Origin of the sequence: Burkholderia sp. SJZ089 (assembly GCF_007828315.1) — a bacterium.
GTDB lineage: Bacteria > Pseudomonadota > Gammaproteobacteria > Burkholderiales > Burkholderiaceae > Burkholderia > Burkholderia gladioli.
This window is the reverse complement of record NZ_VIUM01000001.1, coordinates 364,850-381,438: the sequence shown is the minus strand read 5'-3', so window position 1 is coordinate 381,438 and position 16,589 is coordinate 364,850. Positions and strand designations below refer to the sequence as shown.

At 71.1% G+C, this 16,589-nt stretch carries 2 protein-coding genes; both read left to right on the top strand.

The window, feature by feature from the left end:
• Positions 1 to 6 precede the first annotated feature (6 nt).
• Complete coding sequence (locus FB600_RS01435) at positions 7 to 8,523, top strand: non-ribosomal peptide synthetase (protein ID WP_261383292.1); 8,517 nt, start codon at positions 7 to 9, stop codon at positions 8,521 to 8,523.
• An 8-nt stretch (positions 8,524 to 8,531) separates the two neighbouring features.
• Positions 8,532 to 16,433 carry a non-ribosomal peptide synthetase gene (locus FB600_RS01430; protein WP_145756114.1) on the top strand — a complete coding sequence of 2,634 codons (7,902 nt, stop codon included), beginning with the start codon at positions 8,532 to 8,534 and terminating at the stop codon, positions 16,431 to 16,433.
• The last annotated feature ends 156 nt before the right edge of the window (positions 16,434 to 16,589 follow it).

The following is a 16,589-nucleotide window of genomic DNA, read 5'->3' as shown; positions in this document are numbered from 1 at the left end:
GAGAACATGATCGAACGGCTGCGCGCGCTGGCCGGACAGCGCGCGGCGGACACCGCGCTGGTGACCGTCGACGCGCAGGGCGACACCCGTTACGACTACGCGGCGCTCGATCGCCGCGCCAGCGCGCTGGCCGCGCTGCTGCGCGAGCGCGGCGCCGGCGCGCAGGCGGCCCGCGTGCTGCTGGCGATGGACAGCGGCGTCGACTACGTGGCCGCGTTCTTCGGCTGTCTCTACGCCGGCGCGGTGGCCGTGCCCGTCTATCCGCCCGAATCGCTGCGCGGCCAGCACCTGGCGCGCCTGGCCGCGATCGCGGCCGATGCCGAGGCGGCCTTCGTGGTCACTACGCGCGCGCTGGCCGGCAAGCTCGGCGAGGCCTTCGCGAGCATCGCGCCCGGCGCCGCGCTGATCGAGATGGATGCGATCGAGCATGAGGGCATCGACGCCCGCGCCTTCGAACCCTATCGCGCCGCGGCTTCCGACATCGCCTTCCTGCAGTACACCTCGGGGTCGACCTCCACGCCCAAGGGCGTGATGGTCACCCACGGCAGCCTGTGGGCCAACGAGATCGCGATCCGCGAAGGGCTGGGCGTGACGGCCGAGGACGTGTTCGTCAGCTGGCTGCCGCTCTATCACGACATGGGCCTGATCGGCACGCTCTCGCAGCCGGTGTTCAGCGGCATTCCGCTGGTGCTGATGTCGCCGCAGTTCTTCCTGGAACGGCCGGTGCGTTGGCTCGAGGCGATTGCGCGCCATCGCGGCACTATCTCGGGCGGCCCCGATTTTTCCTATCGCCTGTGTGCCGACCGGATCGGCGACGAGGCGCGCGCCGCGCTCGACCTGTCGAGCTGGCGGCTCGCCTTCTCGGGCTCCGAGCCAGTGCGCAAGGCCACGCTGGACGCCTTCGTCGAGCGCTTCGTGGCGCAGCGCTTCGATCCGGCCGCGCTGTTCCCGTGCTACGGCCTGGCCGAGGCCACGCTCTACGTGAGCGGCGTGGGCCGCGGGCGCGGCGCGCATGCGCCGGGTTTCTCGGTCGAGGCGCTCGAAGCCGGGCGTGCCGAGGCGGACGCGAACGGCACCGAGCTGGTTTCCTGCGGGCGCGTGCCGAGCGAGCACGCGATCGAGATCGTCGACCGGGCCAGCGGCGCGGTGATGGCCGATGGCGCGATCGGCGAGATCCTGGTGCGCGGGCCGAGCGTGGCGGCCGGTTATTGGCGCCGAGCCGATGCCACCGCCGCCAGCTTCGTCGAGCGCGAGGGCGCCACCTGGCTGCGTACCGGCGACCTGGGTTTCATCCACCAAGGCGAGCTGTACGTGGCCGGGCGCATCAAGGATCTGCTGATCGTGCGCGGCCGCAACCTCTATCCCCAGGATCTCGAACTGGGCATCGAGCGCGAGGTGGAGCTGGTGCGACGCGGCCGCGTGGCCGCCTTCGCGGTGGAACTGAACGGGCAGGAAGGCATCGGCATCGCGGCCGAGGTCTCGCGCAACGTGCGCAAGCTGGCGACGCCCGAGGCGATCGCGGCCGCGTTGACGGAAGCGGTCGCGCTCGCCTGCGGGGAGCCGGCTGCCGTGGTGGTCCTGCTGAACCCGGGCGGCCTGCCGAAGACTTCGAGCGGCAAGGTGCAGCGCGCCGCCTGCGTGCGCGGCTGGCAGGATCGCTCGCTCGACGCCTATGCGTGGCTCGAGCACGGGCAGCGTGTCGATCGGCAAGGCGACGCGGCTTCGGCCCCGGTGGCGAATGAGATCGAGCCGCCGGTGCATCCCGACATCGAGGCCGCGCTGGCGGTGCTGTGGCACGAGGCCCTGCCTGCCTTGCCGGCTTCGCCGGCCGGCTCGGCGAGCTTCTTCGCCCATGGCGGCAATTCGTTGGCCGCGGTGCAACTCGCCTCGGCGGTGCAGGCGCGCTGGGCGATCGACTACACGGCGCGCGACGTGTTCACCGCGCCGAGCTTGCGCGCCTCGGCGGCGCGCGTCGCCGAGCGCCTCGCGCAAGGCAGCGTGGCTGCCGGCGCCGATTTCAGGCCGCTCGACGCGGCGGCGCGCCGGGTGGCCGTCGCCTCGGATGCGCAGCGCAGCCTGTGGCTCACCTGGCTGCACGATCCGGCCAGTGCCGCCTACAACATGAGCGGCGAGCTGCGCCTGGACGGCGCGCTCGACGTCGACGCGCTGCGGCTCGCGCTCGGTGACGTGGTGCGCGCGCACGAGGTGCTGCGCGCGCGTTTCGAACTGGGCGAGGAGGGCGAGGCGCTTCAAGTCATCGAAGACGAGCTGGCGATCGCGCTGCCCGTCACCACGTTCGACGGCTTGCCCGAAGCCTCGCGCGCGGCGGCGCTCGACAGCCTGACGCGTGAAGCCACGCAGGCGCCGTTCGATCTCGAAACCGGGCCGCTGCTGCGGGCGCACCTGCTGCGTGTCGCGCCCGATTCGCATCGCCTGCTGATCGTGCTGCATCACATCGTGGCCGACGGCTGGTCGGTCAACGTGCTGCTCGACGCGCTGTCGCGAGCCTACGCGGCACGCGCCGGCCGGGCGGCCGATGTCGATCCGGCGGCGCAACGCGACGCCTCGCTCGCGCCGGCCTGGCAATACACCGATTACGTCGCCTGGGAGCGCGCCGCGCTGGGCGAGGCAGCCCTCGCGCGACAGCTCGATTACTGGCGCGGCCAACTGGCCGCCGACGGCGATCCGTCCGCCGCGGCGCGCCTGTTCCCGCGCGAGGCCGGCGCGCGAGGGCGGCAGCGCGGGTTCGAATTCTCGCTGCCGGGCGGCACCGCCCAGGCGCTGCGGCGCTTCGCGGCCGAGCGCCATGCCACGCCGTTCATGGCGATGCTGGCGGTGCTCGACGCGGTGCTGCACGAGCTGAGCGGCCGCGACGACATCCGCGTCGGCGCGCCGGTCTCGCTGCGCAAGCGGCCCGAGGCGCAGGCGCTGATCGGCTATTTCATCAACGTGCAGGTGCTGCGCACGCGGATCGACGCGACACAGGGCTTTGCGGCGCTGGTCGATGCGGCGCGCGATACGGTGCTGGCCGCGCACGAGCACCAGGACGTGCCGTTCGACCGCCTGACGAGCGCCTTGCTGCCGAATCGCGCGAGCGGCGACGAAGCGCTGTTCCAGGTCAAGCTGACCGAGCAGCGGCCGTTCGAGACGCGCGGTTTCGCGCCGCTCGAGGCGCGCCTGCGCGTGCTGCTCAACGACGCGCCGCATTTCGATCTCGCACTCGACTTCACCGATCGCGGCGAGGCGATCGATTGCCTGCTCGCCTATGACGACGCGGTGTTCGATGCCGCCTTCATGGCGCGCTTCGCCGCGCGCTTCCAGGCATTCGCGGCGCGTCTGGTGATTGACGCAGAGGTACCGCTCGCGCACGCCATCGCCGATGCGGTGGCGATCGCCGAAGCCGCGCAGGCCAACGCGACTGACGATTCGGCGCATACCGACTTCCTGGCGATGTGGGATGCCAGCGTCGCGCGCGACGGCGCCGCGATCGCGCTGCGCGACGGCCTGGAAGGCGAGCGCGGCCTGAGCTATGCCGCGCTCGACGCGGCGGCCGATGCGCTGGCCGCGCAACTGCGCATGCAGGGCATCGCCGACGAATCGCGCGTGGCCGTGCTGGCCGAGCGCTCGATCGAGCACGTGCTGGCGATGCTGGCCGCGCTCAAGGCCGGCGCCACCTGGCTGCCGCTCGATCCGCGCGCGCCGGCCGCGCGCCTGGCGGCGCAACTGGCCGACAGCGGCGCGGCCGTGCTGCTGCACGCGGTGCCGCTGCCCGACGGCTTCGTGCTGGCGAACGCGGTGCCGATGGCCCTGCGCCTGGAGGTGCCGGCGGCGCCGGTGGCCCATATCGTGCCGCGCTCGCGCCATGCCGATCGCGCCGCCTACATGATCTACACCTCGGGCTCCACGGGCGAGCCGAAGGGCGTGATCGTCACGCATCGCGCGCTCGAGAACTATGTGCGCGGCATGCTGGCGACGCTCGATGCGCAGCCCGAATCCTCGTTCGCGATGGTGTCGACGCCGGCGGCGGACCTGGGTCACACCACCTTGTTCGGCGCGCTCGCCTCGGGGCGCACGCTGCACCTGATCGCGCCGGATCTCGTATTCCAGCCCGATGCCTTCGCGCGCTACATGGCGGCGCATCGCGTCGGCGTGCTGAAGATCGTGCCGAGCCATCTGGCCGCCTTGCTGTCGGCGGCGCAGCCGGAGCAGGTGCTGCCGGCCGACGCGCTGATCGTCGGCGGCGAACGCACGCCGGCCGCGCTGCTCGCGCGCGTTTCGGCCTTGGCGCCGGCCTGCCGCGTGTTCAATCACTATGGCCCGACCGAAACCACGGTCGGCGTGACCATGCACGGCTGGCAGGGCGGCGGCGCGGAGCGCGACCTGCCGCTCGGCCGCGCGCTGCCCGGCATGCGCCTGCACCTGCTCGATGCCGGCATGACGCCCGTGGCCGATGGCGAGGATGGCGAACTGTATGTCGGCGGCCCCGGCGTGGCGCGCGGTTACCACGGCCGCGCCGGGCTCAGCGCCGAGCGCTTCGTGCCCGATCCGTTCACGCCCGGCGAGCGGCTCTATCGCACCGGCGACCTGGCTCGGATCGGTGCCGACGGCCTGCTCGAATATCGCGGGCGTGCCGACGACCAGGTCAAGATCCGCGGTTATCGCGTCGAGCCGGCCGAGGTCGAGCGCGGGCTCGCGAAGCTGGATGGCGTGCGCGCGGCGGCCGTGCTGGCCTATGAGACGCCGGCCGGAACGCGGCTGGCCGCCTTCGTGGTGGGCGGCGCGGCGGGCAAGGCGCTGCTGGATGCGGCGGCGGGCGTGTTGCCCGACTACATGGTGCCGGCCGAGGCGATCGCGCTGGACGCGCTGCCGCTCAACGCCAATGGCAAGCTCGATCGCGCCGCGTTGCGGGCTGGCCTGGACGATCATCTGGCGCAAGCGGCGAATGCGCCGACGCAAGCCGAAGCCGCTGCCGGCGAGGCGGCCGATGCGGCGCCCGGCGCCGACGACGCTCCGCGCGGCGAGACAGAGCAAGCGATCGCGACGATCTGGGCCGAGGTGATCGAGATCGATCGCGCCCGAATCGGCCGCAGCCGGAATTTCTTCGAGGTCGGCGGCGATTCGCTGCTGGGGCTCAAGGTGGTGGCGCGTGCACGCAAGCTCGGCATCACGATCACGCCGAAGCAATTGTTCCAGCGCCTGACGCTGGCCGAACTGGCCGAGAAATCGGCGGCGGCCAAACCGGCGGCGAGCAAGCCGGTATCGTCTTCGGCCGGGGTACAGCCGGCGCTCGCGCCGATCCAGGCGGCGCCCGCCGCGCCGCAGGAATCCGCTGCCGAGCTGTCGGCGATTCCGCGCCTGCCGGAGGCGACGCGCCAACGCGCGCCGGCATCGTTCGCGCAGCAGCGTCAATGGTTCCTCTGGCAACTGGCGCCGGTGAGCCGCGCGTATCACGTCTCGGGCGGCCTGTGGCTGACGGGCGAGGTCGACGCGGCGGCGCTGCGCGAGGCCTTCGCGGCGATCGTGGCGCGCCACGCGGTGCTGCGCACGCGCTTCGTCGCGAACCAGGCCGGCGAGGTCGAGGCGATCATCGACGATGCCGTGTCGCTCGACTGGCGCGCCGAGACGGTGCCCGCCGATGCGCTCGAAGCGTCGGCCCGCTCGCTGGCCGACGCGCCTTTCGATCTCGCCGCGGGGCCGCTGTTGCGCGCGGCGCTGTACCGGGGCGAGGGCGGCCGTCATCTGCTGGCGGTGTCGATGCATCACATCGTCTCGGATGGATGGTCGGTGCAGGTGCTGCTCGACGAACTGGTCACGCATTACCGCGCCCGCGTGACGGGCGAGACCCGGGTGCTTGCCGAACTGCCGATCCAGTACGCCGACTACGCCGCCTGGCAGCGCGACTGGCTTGCTGCGGGCGAGCGCGAGCGTCAGCTCGACTACTGGAAGGCCGCGCTCGGCGATACGCATCCGGTGCTGGCCCTGCCGATGGATGGCGCACGCAGCGCCCAGGGCGGCTACACGGCGGGTCGTCATGCGCTGAGCCTGCCGCCCTCGCTCGCGCAGGCCGTGAAGGCCCGCGCGCAGCAGCAGTCGGCCACGCCCTTCATGTTGTTGCTGGCGGCGTTCCAGGCGCTGCTGCATCGCTACACGGGGCAGGACGATATCCGCGTCGGCGTGCCGGTGGCGAACCGTCATCGCGTGGAGACCGCCGGGTTGATCGGTTTCTTCGTCAACACCCAGGTGATGCGTGCGCGCTTCGACGGCGACGAGACGCTCGCCACGCTGCTCGATCGCCTGCGCGAAGCCACGGCCGGCGCGCAGGCGAACCAGGATCTGCCGTTCGACGTGCTGGTCGAGGCGCTGCGTCCCGAGCGCAGCCTCAGCCACAGCCCGCTGTTCCAGGTGATGTTCAATCACCAGCGACGCGACTGGCGGGTGCTGGACGGGCTGCCTGGCCTGGCGATCGAGCCTTGCCGCCTGCCGGCGCCGATGGCGCAGTTCGAGCTGATGCTCGATACGCGCGAGGACGTCGACGGCACGCTGAGCTTCGAGTTCAGCTATGCGCGCGAGTTGTTCTCCGAGGCGACGATTGCCCGGTTCGCCGCGCATTACCAGCGCTGCGTCGAGGCGATGGTCGGCGCCGATGGGCGGGTTGCCGATATTGCGCTGACCGATGACGCCGAGCGCGCGATGCTGGACGGCTGGAGCCGCAATCGCACGCGTTACGACGAGATCGAGCCGGTATTCCGTGCCTTCGAGCGTCATGCCGCTGCGCATCCCGAGGATGACGCGCTGGTGTTTGGCGAAACCCGGCTCAGTTATGCCGAGTTGAATGCGCGCGCGAATCGCCTTGCGCATTGGCTGCGTTCGCGTGGGATCGGCGTGGAGTCGCGGGTTGGTGTTGCTGCCGAGCGCTCGCTGGAACTGGTGATCGCCTTGTACGCGATCATGAAGGCCGGCGCGGCCTATGTGCCGCTCGATCCTTCGTATCCGGCCGGTCGGATCGCCGCGATGATCGACGATAGTGGGATTGGTTTGCTGCTTGCACAGGGCGGCCTCGACCTGCCGTCGCGAGAGGGCGTCGAGCGCGTCGATCTCGGCACGCTGGACACGTCGTCATTCCCGGCCACCAATCCCGATGTCGAATTGCATGGCGCGAACCTCGCCTATGTGATCTTCACCTCAGGCTCGACGGGGCGCCCGAAGGGCGTGGGCAACCGCCACGATGGCCTGTCGAACCGCCTGATCTGGATGCAGCGCGAATACGGGCTGCAACGCGGCGAGACGGTGTTGCAGAAAACGCCGTTCAGCTTCGACGTCTCGGTCTGGGAATTCTTCTGGCCGTTGATGGTGGGCGCGCGGCTGGCGATCGCGGCGCCGGGCGCGCATCGCGATCCGGCCGAACTGGCGCAGACGATCGTGGCGCATGACGTCAGCACGCTGCACTTCGTGCCGTCGATGCTGCAGGCCTTCGTGGCGATGCCCGACGCGGCCGCCTCTTGCGGCAAGACGCTCAAGCGCATCGTCTGTAGCGGCGAGGCCTTGCCGGCGGATCTGCGTGAGCGCGTGGCGGCGGTGCTGCCGGGCGTGGAGTTGCACAACCTGTATGGGCCGACCGAGGCGGCGATCGACGTGACGGCCTGGGCTTGCGTGGACGAGGCCGGCCGCGCGGTGCCGATCGGCCGCCCGATCGCGGCCACGCAGACCTGGGTGCTCGACGCGAGGCTGAATCCGGTGCCGCCTGGCGTGCCGGGCGAGCTGTACCTGGGCGGAGCGGGGCTGGCGCGTGGTTATCTGGGCCGCCCCGACCTGACGGCGGAGCGCTTCGTGCCGGATCCGTTCGCGGACGAACCGGGCGCGCGGCTCTATCGCACGGGCGATCTGGCGCGGTGGCGTGCCGATGGCGCGATCGACTATCTGGGCCGGATCGATCATCAAGTGAAGATTCGCGGCCTGCGGATCGAGCTGGGCGAGATCGAATCGGCGCTGACGGCGGATGCTTCGGTACGCGAGGCCGTGGTGATCGCGCATGAAGGCAGGCTGGTGGGCTACGTGACAGGCACCGCGCCCGATGTCGCCGCACTGCGAACCTCGCTGGCGGCTCGGCTGCCGGACTATATGGTGCCGTGGCGCATCGTGGCACTGGACACGCTGCCTTTGAATCCGAACGGCAAGGTGGATCGCCGCGCGTTGCCGCTGCCCGCCGCCGAAGCCGATCCGGGCGCGCATTACGAAGCCCCTCATGAAGGCATCGAAACCGAACTCGCGACGCTCTGGACCGGTTTGCTCGACATCGAGCGCATCGGCCGCCATGACGATTTCTTCGACCTGGGCGGGCATTCGCTGCTGGTCGTTCGCCTGAACGCCCGGATCGGGCTCGAACTGAACGCGAGCCTGCCGCTCGCCACGCTGTTCGAGGCCCGCACGCTGGCCGCGCAGGCCGAGGCCATCGCGCAGGCGCGAGGCAGCCAGCCCGGCGACGACGCGTTGCGCAGCCTCGATCTCTTTATGGACACGCTTTGAACGCATTCATGGACAAGACCACGGCCGCCCGCATCGCCGCCCGCTTCATCGAGCTGGCACCGGAAAAACGACGCCTGTTCTGGGAAAAGATGCAGGCTGACGGCGTGAGTTCGGCGCAGTTCCCGATCGTGCCGCGCACGCGCGCGGCCGGGCAGCCGGTGGAGGTGTCGTACGCGCAGCGCCGCCAATGGGTGCTCGCGCAACTGTCGCCGGACAATCGCGCGTACCACGTCTCGGGCGGCCTGTGGCTGACGGGCGAGGTCGATGCGGCGGCGCTGCGCGAGGCCTTCGCGGCGATCGTGGCGCGCCATGCGGTGCTGCGCACGCGCTTCGTCGCGAACCAGGCCGGCGAGGTCGAGGCCTTCGTCGATGAAGTCATCTCGCTCGATTGGCGTGAGGAGACGGTGGCCGCCGATGCGCTCGAAGCGGCGGCCCGCTCGCTGGCCGACGAAGCCTTCGATCTGGCGGCGGGGCCGTTGTTGCGCGCGGCGCTGTACCGGGGCGAGGGCGGCCGTCATCTGCTGGCCTTGTCGATGCATCACATCGTCTCCGATGGATGGTCGGTGCAGGTGCTACTGGAAGAACTGGTCGCGAATTACCGCGCCCGCGTGACGGGCGAGACCCGGGCGCTCGAGGAACTGCCGATCCAGTATGCCGACTACGCCGCCTGGCAGCGCGACTGGCTCGAAGTCGGCGAGCGCGAGCGCCAGCTCGACTACTGGAAGGCCGTGCTCGGCGATTCGCATCCGGTGCTGGCCCTGCCGATGGATGGCCTGCGCAGCGCGCATGGCGACTACACGGCCGGCCGCTACGCCCTGGGCGTGCCCGCCGAACTGGCGCAAGCCGTGAAGGCTCGCGCGCAGCAGCAATCGGCCACGCCTTTCATGCTGCTGCTGGCGGCATTCCAGGCGCTGCTGCATCGCTACACGGGACAGGACGATATCCGCGTCGGCGTGCCGGTGGCGAACCGGAACCGCGTCGAGACGGAGCGCCTGATCGGCTTCTTCGTCAACACCCAGGTGATGCGCGCCAGCTTCGACGGCGACGAGACGCTCGGCATGCTGCTCGATAGGCTGCGCACGGCCACGGTTGGCGCGCAGGCGCATCAGGACCTGCCGTTCGATGCGCTGGTCGAGGCGCTGCGTCCCGAGCGCAGCCTCAGCCACAGCCCGCTGTTCCAGGCGATGTTCAACCACCAGCGGCGCGACTGGCGGGTGCTGGAAGGCTTGCCGGGCCTGGGCATCGAGCCGCATCCCCTGCCGAGCGCGATGGCGCAGGTCGAGTTGATGCTGACTACGCAGGAGGATGGGCAGGGCGGGCTTGGCTTCGAATTCAGCTACGCGCGCGAATTGTTTTCGGAAGCGACGATCGCGCGCTTGGCCGCGCATTATCGGCGCTGTGTCGAGGCGATCGCGCAGGGCGACCTGTCGATGCGTATCGCCGATGTCGTGCTGACGGACGCGGACGAGCGCGCGACGCTGGACGGCTGGAGCCGCAATCGCACGCGTTACGACGAGATCGAGCCGGTGTTTCATGCTTTCGAGCGTCATGCCGCTGCGCATCCCGAGGATGACGCGCTGGTGTTTGGCGAAACCCGGCTCAGTTATGCCGAGTTGAATGCGCGCGCGAATCGCCTTGCGCATTGGCTGGGTTCGCGTGGGATCGGCGTGGAGTCGCGGGTTGGTGTTGCTGCCGAGCGCTCGCTGGAACTGGTGATCGCCTTGTACGCGATCATGAAGGCCGGCGCGGCTTATGTGCCGCTCGATCCTTCGTATCCGGCCGATCGGATCGCCGCGATGATCGACGATAGTGGGATTGGTTTGCTGCTTGCACAGAGTGGGCTCGATCTGCCGTCGCGAGAGGGTGTCGAGCGTGTCGATCTCGGCACGCTGGACACGTCGTCATTCCCGGCCACCAATCCCGATGTTCAATTGCACGGCGCGAACCTCGCCTATGTGATCTTCACCTCAGGCTCGACGGGGCGCCCGAAGGGCGTGGGCAACCGCCACGATGGCCTGTCGAACCGCCTGATCTGGATGCAGCGCGAATACGGGCTGCAACGCGGCGAGACGGTGTTGCAGAAAACGCCGTTCAGCTTCGATGTATCGGTCTGGGAATTCTTCTGGCCGTTGATGGTGGGCGCGCGGCTGGCGATCGCGGCGCCGGGCGCGCATCGCGATCCGGCCGAACTGGCGCAGACGATCGTGGCGCATGACGTCAGCACGCTGCACTTCGTGCCGTCGATGCTGCAGGCCTTCGTGGCGATGCCCGACGCGGCCGCCTCTTGCGGCAAGACGCTCAAGCGCATCGTCTGTAGCGGCGAGGCCTTGCCGGCGGATCTGCGTGAGCGCGTGGCGGCGGTGCTGCCGGGCGTGGAGTTGCACAACCTGTATGGGCCGACCGAGGCGGCGATCGACGTGACGGCCTGGGCTTGCGTGGACGAAGCCGGCCGCGCGGTGCCGATCGGCCGCCCGATCGCGGCCACGCAGACCTGGGTGCTCGACGCGAGGCTGAATCCGGTGCCGCCTGGCGTGCCGGGCGAGCTGTACCTGGGCGGAGCGGGGCTGGCGCGTGGTTATCTGGGCCGCCCCGACCTGACGGCGGAGCGCTTCGTGCCGGATCCGTTCGCGGACGAACCGGGCGCGCGGCTCTATCGCACGGGCGATCTCGCGCGTTGGCGTGCCGATGGCGCGATCGACTATCTGGGTCGCATCGATCATCAAGTGAAGATTCGCGGCCTGCGGATCGAGCTGGGTGAAATCGAATCGGCGCTGACGGCGGATGCTTCGGTGCGCGAGGCCGTGGTGATCGCGCATGAAGGCAAGCTGGTGGGCTACGTGACAGGCACCGCGCCCGATGTCGCCGCACTGCGAACCTCGCTGGCGGCTCGGCTGCCGGACTATATGGTGCCGTGGCGCATCGTGGTGCTGGACACGCTCCCGCTCAATCCGAATGGCAAGGTGGACCGCCGCGCGCTGCCGTTGCCCGCCGCTGAAACCGAGCAGGGCGCGAACTACCAAGCACCACATGAAGGCATCGAAGCCGAGTTTGCGTCGATCTGGTCGACGCTGCTGCGCGGCGCGCGCATCGGCCGTCACGACGATTTCTTCGAACTCGGTGGCGACTCGATCCTGGCCTTGCAGATCGTCGCGCGCGCCCGGCAAGCCGGCTACCGCCTGACTGCCCGGCAGATTTTCGAGCAGCCGACCGTCGCGGAACTGGCCGCCGTGGCCGAACCGCTGTACCAGGGCAGCGCGAATCCGCGGCCGATGGCCGCCGAGGAAGCCGACGCGACGGCAGACGGCGCGTGCGTGCCGCTGATGCCGGTGCAAGCCTGGTTCCTGTCGAAGGCGTTCGCGCAGCCGAATCACTGGAACCAGTCGGTGCTGCTGGCCACGGAAACCGCCCCCGACGCAGCGCGCCTGGAGCAGGCCCTGCGTGCCGTGATGACGGCGCATCCGGCCTTGCGCTTGCGCTTTTCCTCGACGCCCGAAGGCTGGCGGCAGTACCTCGCGGCGCCGGATGCGGCACCGCTGGTCGCGACGCTGAGCGGCATCGAACCCGCCGCGATCGATGCGGCTTGCGACACGATCCAGTCGGCGCTCGACATCGAGCGCGGCCCGCTGCTGCGCGCGCTCGTGATCGGCGTGAGCGACGGTAGCTGGCGTATCGCGATCGCGATCCATCATCTGGCGGTCGATACCGTTTCCTGGCGCATCCTGCTCGACGACCTGCATCGTGCCTACGGCCAGCTGGATGCCGGCGAGACGGTCACGCTACCGGCGCCGACACTGTCCTATCCCGGCTTCGCACGGCGCCTGCACGAGGCGGCGCAAGCCGACGAGGTGGCTGGCAGCCTCGACTACTGGCGCACGCTCGGCGGGATCGACGCGTCGCTGCCGGAGTGTGCCGGCACGCCGGCCGGCGCCTGCAGCGCCACCGTCACGCTGGAGCGCGCCGCCACGCAAACCCTGCAACAAACCGCCAACGCGGCCTACCGAACCCAGCTTGCCGATCTGCTGCTGGTGGCCACGGGCCGGGTGCTGTGTCGCTTCGCCGGCCGCGAGGTGCTGCGCATCGACGTCGAAGGCCATGGCCGCGACGCGCCGCTCGGCGAGCTGGATGTCAGCCGCACGGTGGGCTGGTTCACCAGCCTTCATCCGCTGCCGCTGGCGGCGAGCGGCGAGCTCGGCTCGGCCATCAAGCGCGTCAAGGAGGCACGGCGCGCGGTGCCGCATGGCGGCAACAGCTTCGGGATGCTGCGATATGCCGGCAGTGCCGCCGCACAGGCAGCGCTCGCCGACATCCGCGATGCCGACGTGCTGTTCAACTACCTGGGCCAGCTCGACGGCTCGCTGGGCGCGGGTGCCTGGCGCCTGGCGGCAGAACGCGGCGGCCGCGGCGTCGGCGCCGAGAACCGGCCGACCCACGCGCTCGACATCGCCGCGCAGATCCGCGACGGCGAGCTGTCGATCGCGTTGCGCCACCCGGGCGGTGATCGCTACGACGCGGCCACGCTCGACGCGCTGGCGGTGGAGCTGCGTGCCGAGCTGACCGTCGTGCTCGAACACTGCACCAGCGGCGCGGCCGGCCTCACGCCGTCCGACGTGCCGCTCGCGGCGATCGACCAGGCGCGTCTCGACGCGCTGCCGGTGCCGGCCGCCGAGCTGGCCGATCTCTATGCACTGGCGCCGATGCAGGCCGGCATCGTGTTCCACAGCCTGCTCGGCGCCCAGCAGCATGCCTATGTGAACCAGTTGCGCGTCGACGTCGAGGGGCTCGACGTGACACGTTTCGAGGCCGCCTGGATGGCGGTCGCCAAGCGTCACGACGTGCTGCGCACCGGCGTGCTGAGCTTCGACGATCAACCGCGGCAGTGGGTGGCGCGCGAGGTGACGACGCCGTTCTCGCTGGAGGATTGGCGCGACGGCCCGGCCCCGCTCGCCGAGCGGCTCGACCGCTTCTCGGCCGACGATCTGGCGCGCGGTTTCGACCTGGCGCGCCCGCCGCTGTGGCGCGTCACGCTGCTGCGCACGGGCGAGGCGCGGCATCACGTGGTCTGGACCTTCCATCATGTGCTGCTCGACGGCTGGAGCGCGGCGCAACTGCTGGCCGAGGTGCTGTCGATCTATGGCGGCGCCGTGCCGACCGAGGCGCCGGCCCGTTATCGCCGCTTCATCGGCTGGCTGGCCGAGCAGCCGCGCGAGGCCAGCGATGCCTGGTGGCGCGCGCGGACCGCGCGTCTCGACGGCCCGACCTTGCTGACCCAGGCCCTGCCGGCGCCGGGCGCCGAGGCCGCCCACGCGGCGCGCCATGGCGTGCTGAACCTGCGCTGCGACGCGGCTCGCACCGCGCGCCTGGCCGCCTTCGCGAAATCGCAGCGCGCCACCTTGAGCGCACTGGTGCAGGCCGCCTGGCTGGTGCTGCTGCAGCGCTACACGGGGCAGGCCACCGTGAGCTTCGGCGCGACCGTGGCAGGCCGGCCCGATGCGCTGCCGGGCGCCGATCGCATGCTCGGCCTGTTCATCAACACGATTCCGGTGATCGGCACGCCGTCGCCCTCGATGCGCGTGGGCGAGTGGCTGGCGGCGGTGCAGCGCGACGGCGTGGCCGCGCGCGAGCACGAGCACCTGCCGCTGGTGGAGATCCAGCGTGGCGCCGGCATCGACGGCGGCCAGCCGATGTTCGACACCTTGCTGGTGTTCGAGAACTACCCGGTCGACGCGATCCTCGACGATGCCTCGCCGCACGGCCTGGGTTTCTCGGGGCTGCGCAACGAGGACCGCACCAGCTTCCCGCTGACGCTGTCGGTCACGCAGGCTCGCGCGGCGCATGCCGCGACGCCCGGCGAGAGCCCGGCGGGCCGGCTCGACATCGAGTTCGCCTATGCGGGCGACCTGTTCACGGCGGCGCAGATCGCGCGCCTGGCCGGCCAGCTCGGCACGCTGCTCGACGCCTTCGCGGCCGACCCCGAGGCGCGGCTCGGCGCGCTCGATCCGCTGCCGTCGGAAGAGCGCGCCACGCTGGCCGGCTGGGGGCGCGGTGCCGAAGTCGCGCCCTTGCCGCCGGTCCATCGGCGGATCGCCGAGCAGGCGGCGCGTCGGCCCTCGGCCGTCGCGCTGGTGCATGACGGCGAGACGATCGACTACGGCACGCTGGACGCGCGCGCGAACCGCATTGCTCACGCCCTGCGCGCGGCCGGCGTCGGCCCCGACGTGCGCGTCGGGATCGCGATCGAGCGCTCGGCCGGCATGATCGTGGCGATCCTCGGCGTGCTGAAGGCGGGCGGCGCCTACGTGCCGCTCGATCCGTCCTATCCGGCCGAGCGGCTGGCGATGATGATCGAGGACAGCGGCATCGCGCTGGCGCTGACCGAAGGCGCGGGCGCCGACGATCGCGGCCGCATGCCGGTACCGACGCTCGATATCGCCGAGCTGGCGGCCGCGACGAGCGGCCATCCGTCCAGCGCGCCCGTGTGCGCCGTGCAGGGCGACCACCTGGCCTACCTGATCTACACCTCCGGCTCGACCGGGCGCCCCAAGGGCGTCGGCATCACGCACGATGCGCTGGCGCGCCATGCCGAGGTGTCGATCGGCATGTTCGGCATCGGCGAGCAGGATCGCGTGCTGCAGATCTCGACCTTCAATTTCGATGGCTTCGTCGAGCAGGTCTTCCCGACCCTGGCTTCGGGCGCGGCCCTGATCGTGCGCGGCCCCGAGCTGTGGAGCACCGGACGTTTCGCCGAGGAGGTCCAGCGCGAGCGGATCACCGTGGCCGACCTGACCACCGCCTACTGGAACGCGCTGGCGCAGGATTTCGCCGCGCGGCCCGAAGCGCGCGCCGCGCTCGCGACGCTGCGCTGCGTGCATGCCGGCGGCGAGGCGATGCCGGCCGACGGCGTGCGCGCCTGGCGCGCGGCCGGGCTCACGGCGCTCACGCTGGCCAATACCTATGGGCCCAGCGAGGCGACCGTCACGGCGACCTACTTCGATTGCAGCGCGATGCTGAAGGACGCGGCGGCCGAGGTGCCGGCCCAGGTCCCGCTCGGCGGCCCGCTGCCCGGCCGCAGGCTGGCGGTGCTCGACATGCAGGGCAACCCGGTGCCGCTCGGCGCGGCGGGCGAACTCTGCATCGGCGGGCCGTTGCTGGCGCGCGGCTATCACGATCGCGCGGGCCTGACGGCCGAGCGCTTCGTGGCCGACCCGTTCGCCGCCGTGCCGGGCGCGCGGCTCTATCGCACGGGCGACATCGTGCGCTGGAGCGAGGACGGCACGCTGGCCTATCTGGGCCGCGCCGATCATCAGGTGAAGATCCGCGGTTTCCGGATCGAGCTCGGCGAGATCGAATCGGTGCTGCTGCAGGACGCGCGCGTGCGCGAGGCGGCCGTGATCACCCGCGAGGGCCCGAGCGGGCTGCGCGTGCTGGCCTATGTCGCGCCGGCCGCCGGCGCGGCGGTGGAGGGCGCGGCCTTGCGTGCGGCGCTGGCCGAACGCCTGCCCGACTACATGGTGCCGTCGGCGGTGATGGTGCTGGAGGCGCTGCCGCTCAACCCGAACGGCAAGATCGACCGGCGCGCCTTGCCGGAGCCGGCCGCGCAGGCCGGCGAGGAGACGGGAGCGCTGCCGCGGGGCGAGACCGAGCTGGCCCTGGCCGGCATCTGGTCGGCCGTGCTCGGCGTGGAGCCGGTGCGGCGCGGCGATCGCTTCTTCGAGCTGGGCGGGCATTCGCTGGCGGCGATGCAGGTGCAGACGGCGGTGCGCGCCAGGCTCGGTGCCGATATCGCGCTGGTGGAACTGATGCGCAACCCGCCGCTCGCGGCGCTGGCCGAGGCGATCGATGCATTGCGCGCGCCCGCGACGAGCGATGCGGCCATCGCGGCCGAGCTGAACGACATCCTGGCTGGCTTGTAGCCCGGCCGGCGCGCTGGTCGCGCTGGTCGATGCCGTCGAAAAAATGCCGCCCGATCTGGTTCACAGGTCGAGCGGCATTTTGCATCGAGAGCCAGGCATGCCGTGACGGCGGCTCGATGGCGAACTGCCGTCGCGGCGGCTTGGCTCATATCCACG

Excerpts from the sequence above, each read along its gene's own strand:
- FB600_RS01430 (WP_145756114.1), top strand. The coding sequence starts at position 8,532 with ATGGACAAGACCACGGCCGCCCGCATCGCCGCCCGCTTCATCGAGCTG.
- FB600_RS01435 (WP_261383292.1), top strand. The coding sequence starts at position 7 with ATGATCGAACGGCTGCGCGCGCTGGCCGGACAGCGCGCGGCGGACACC.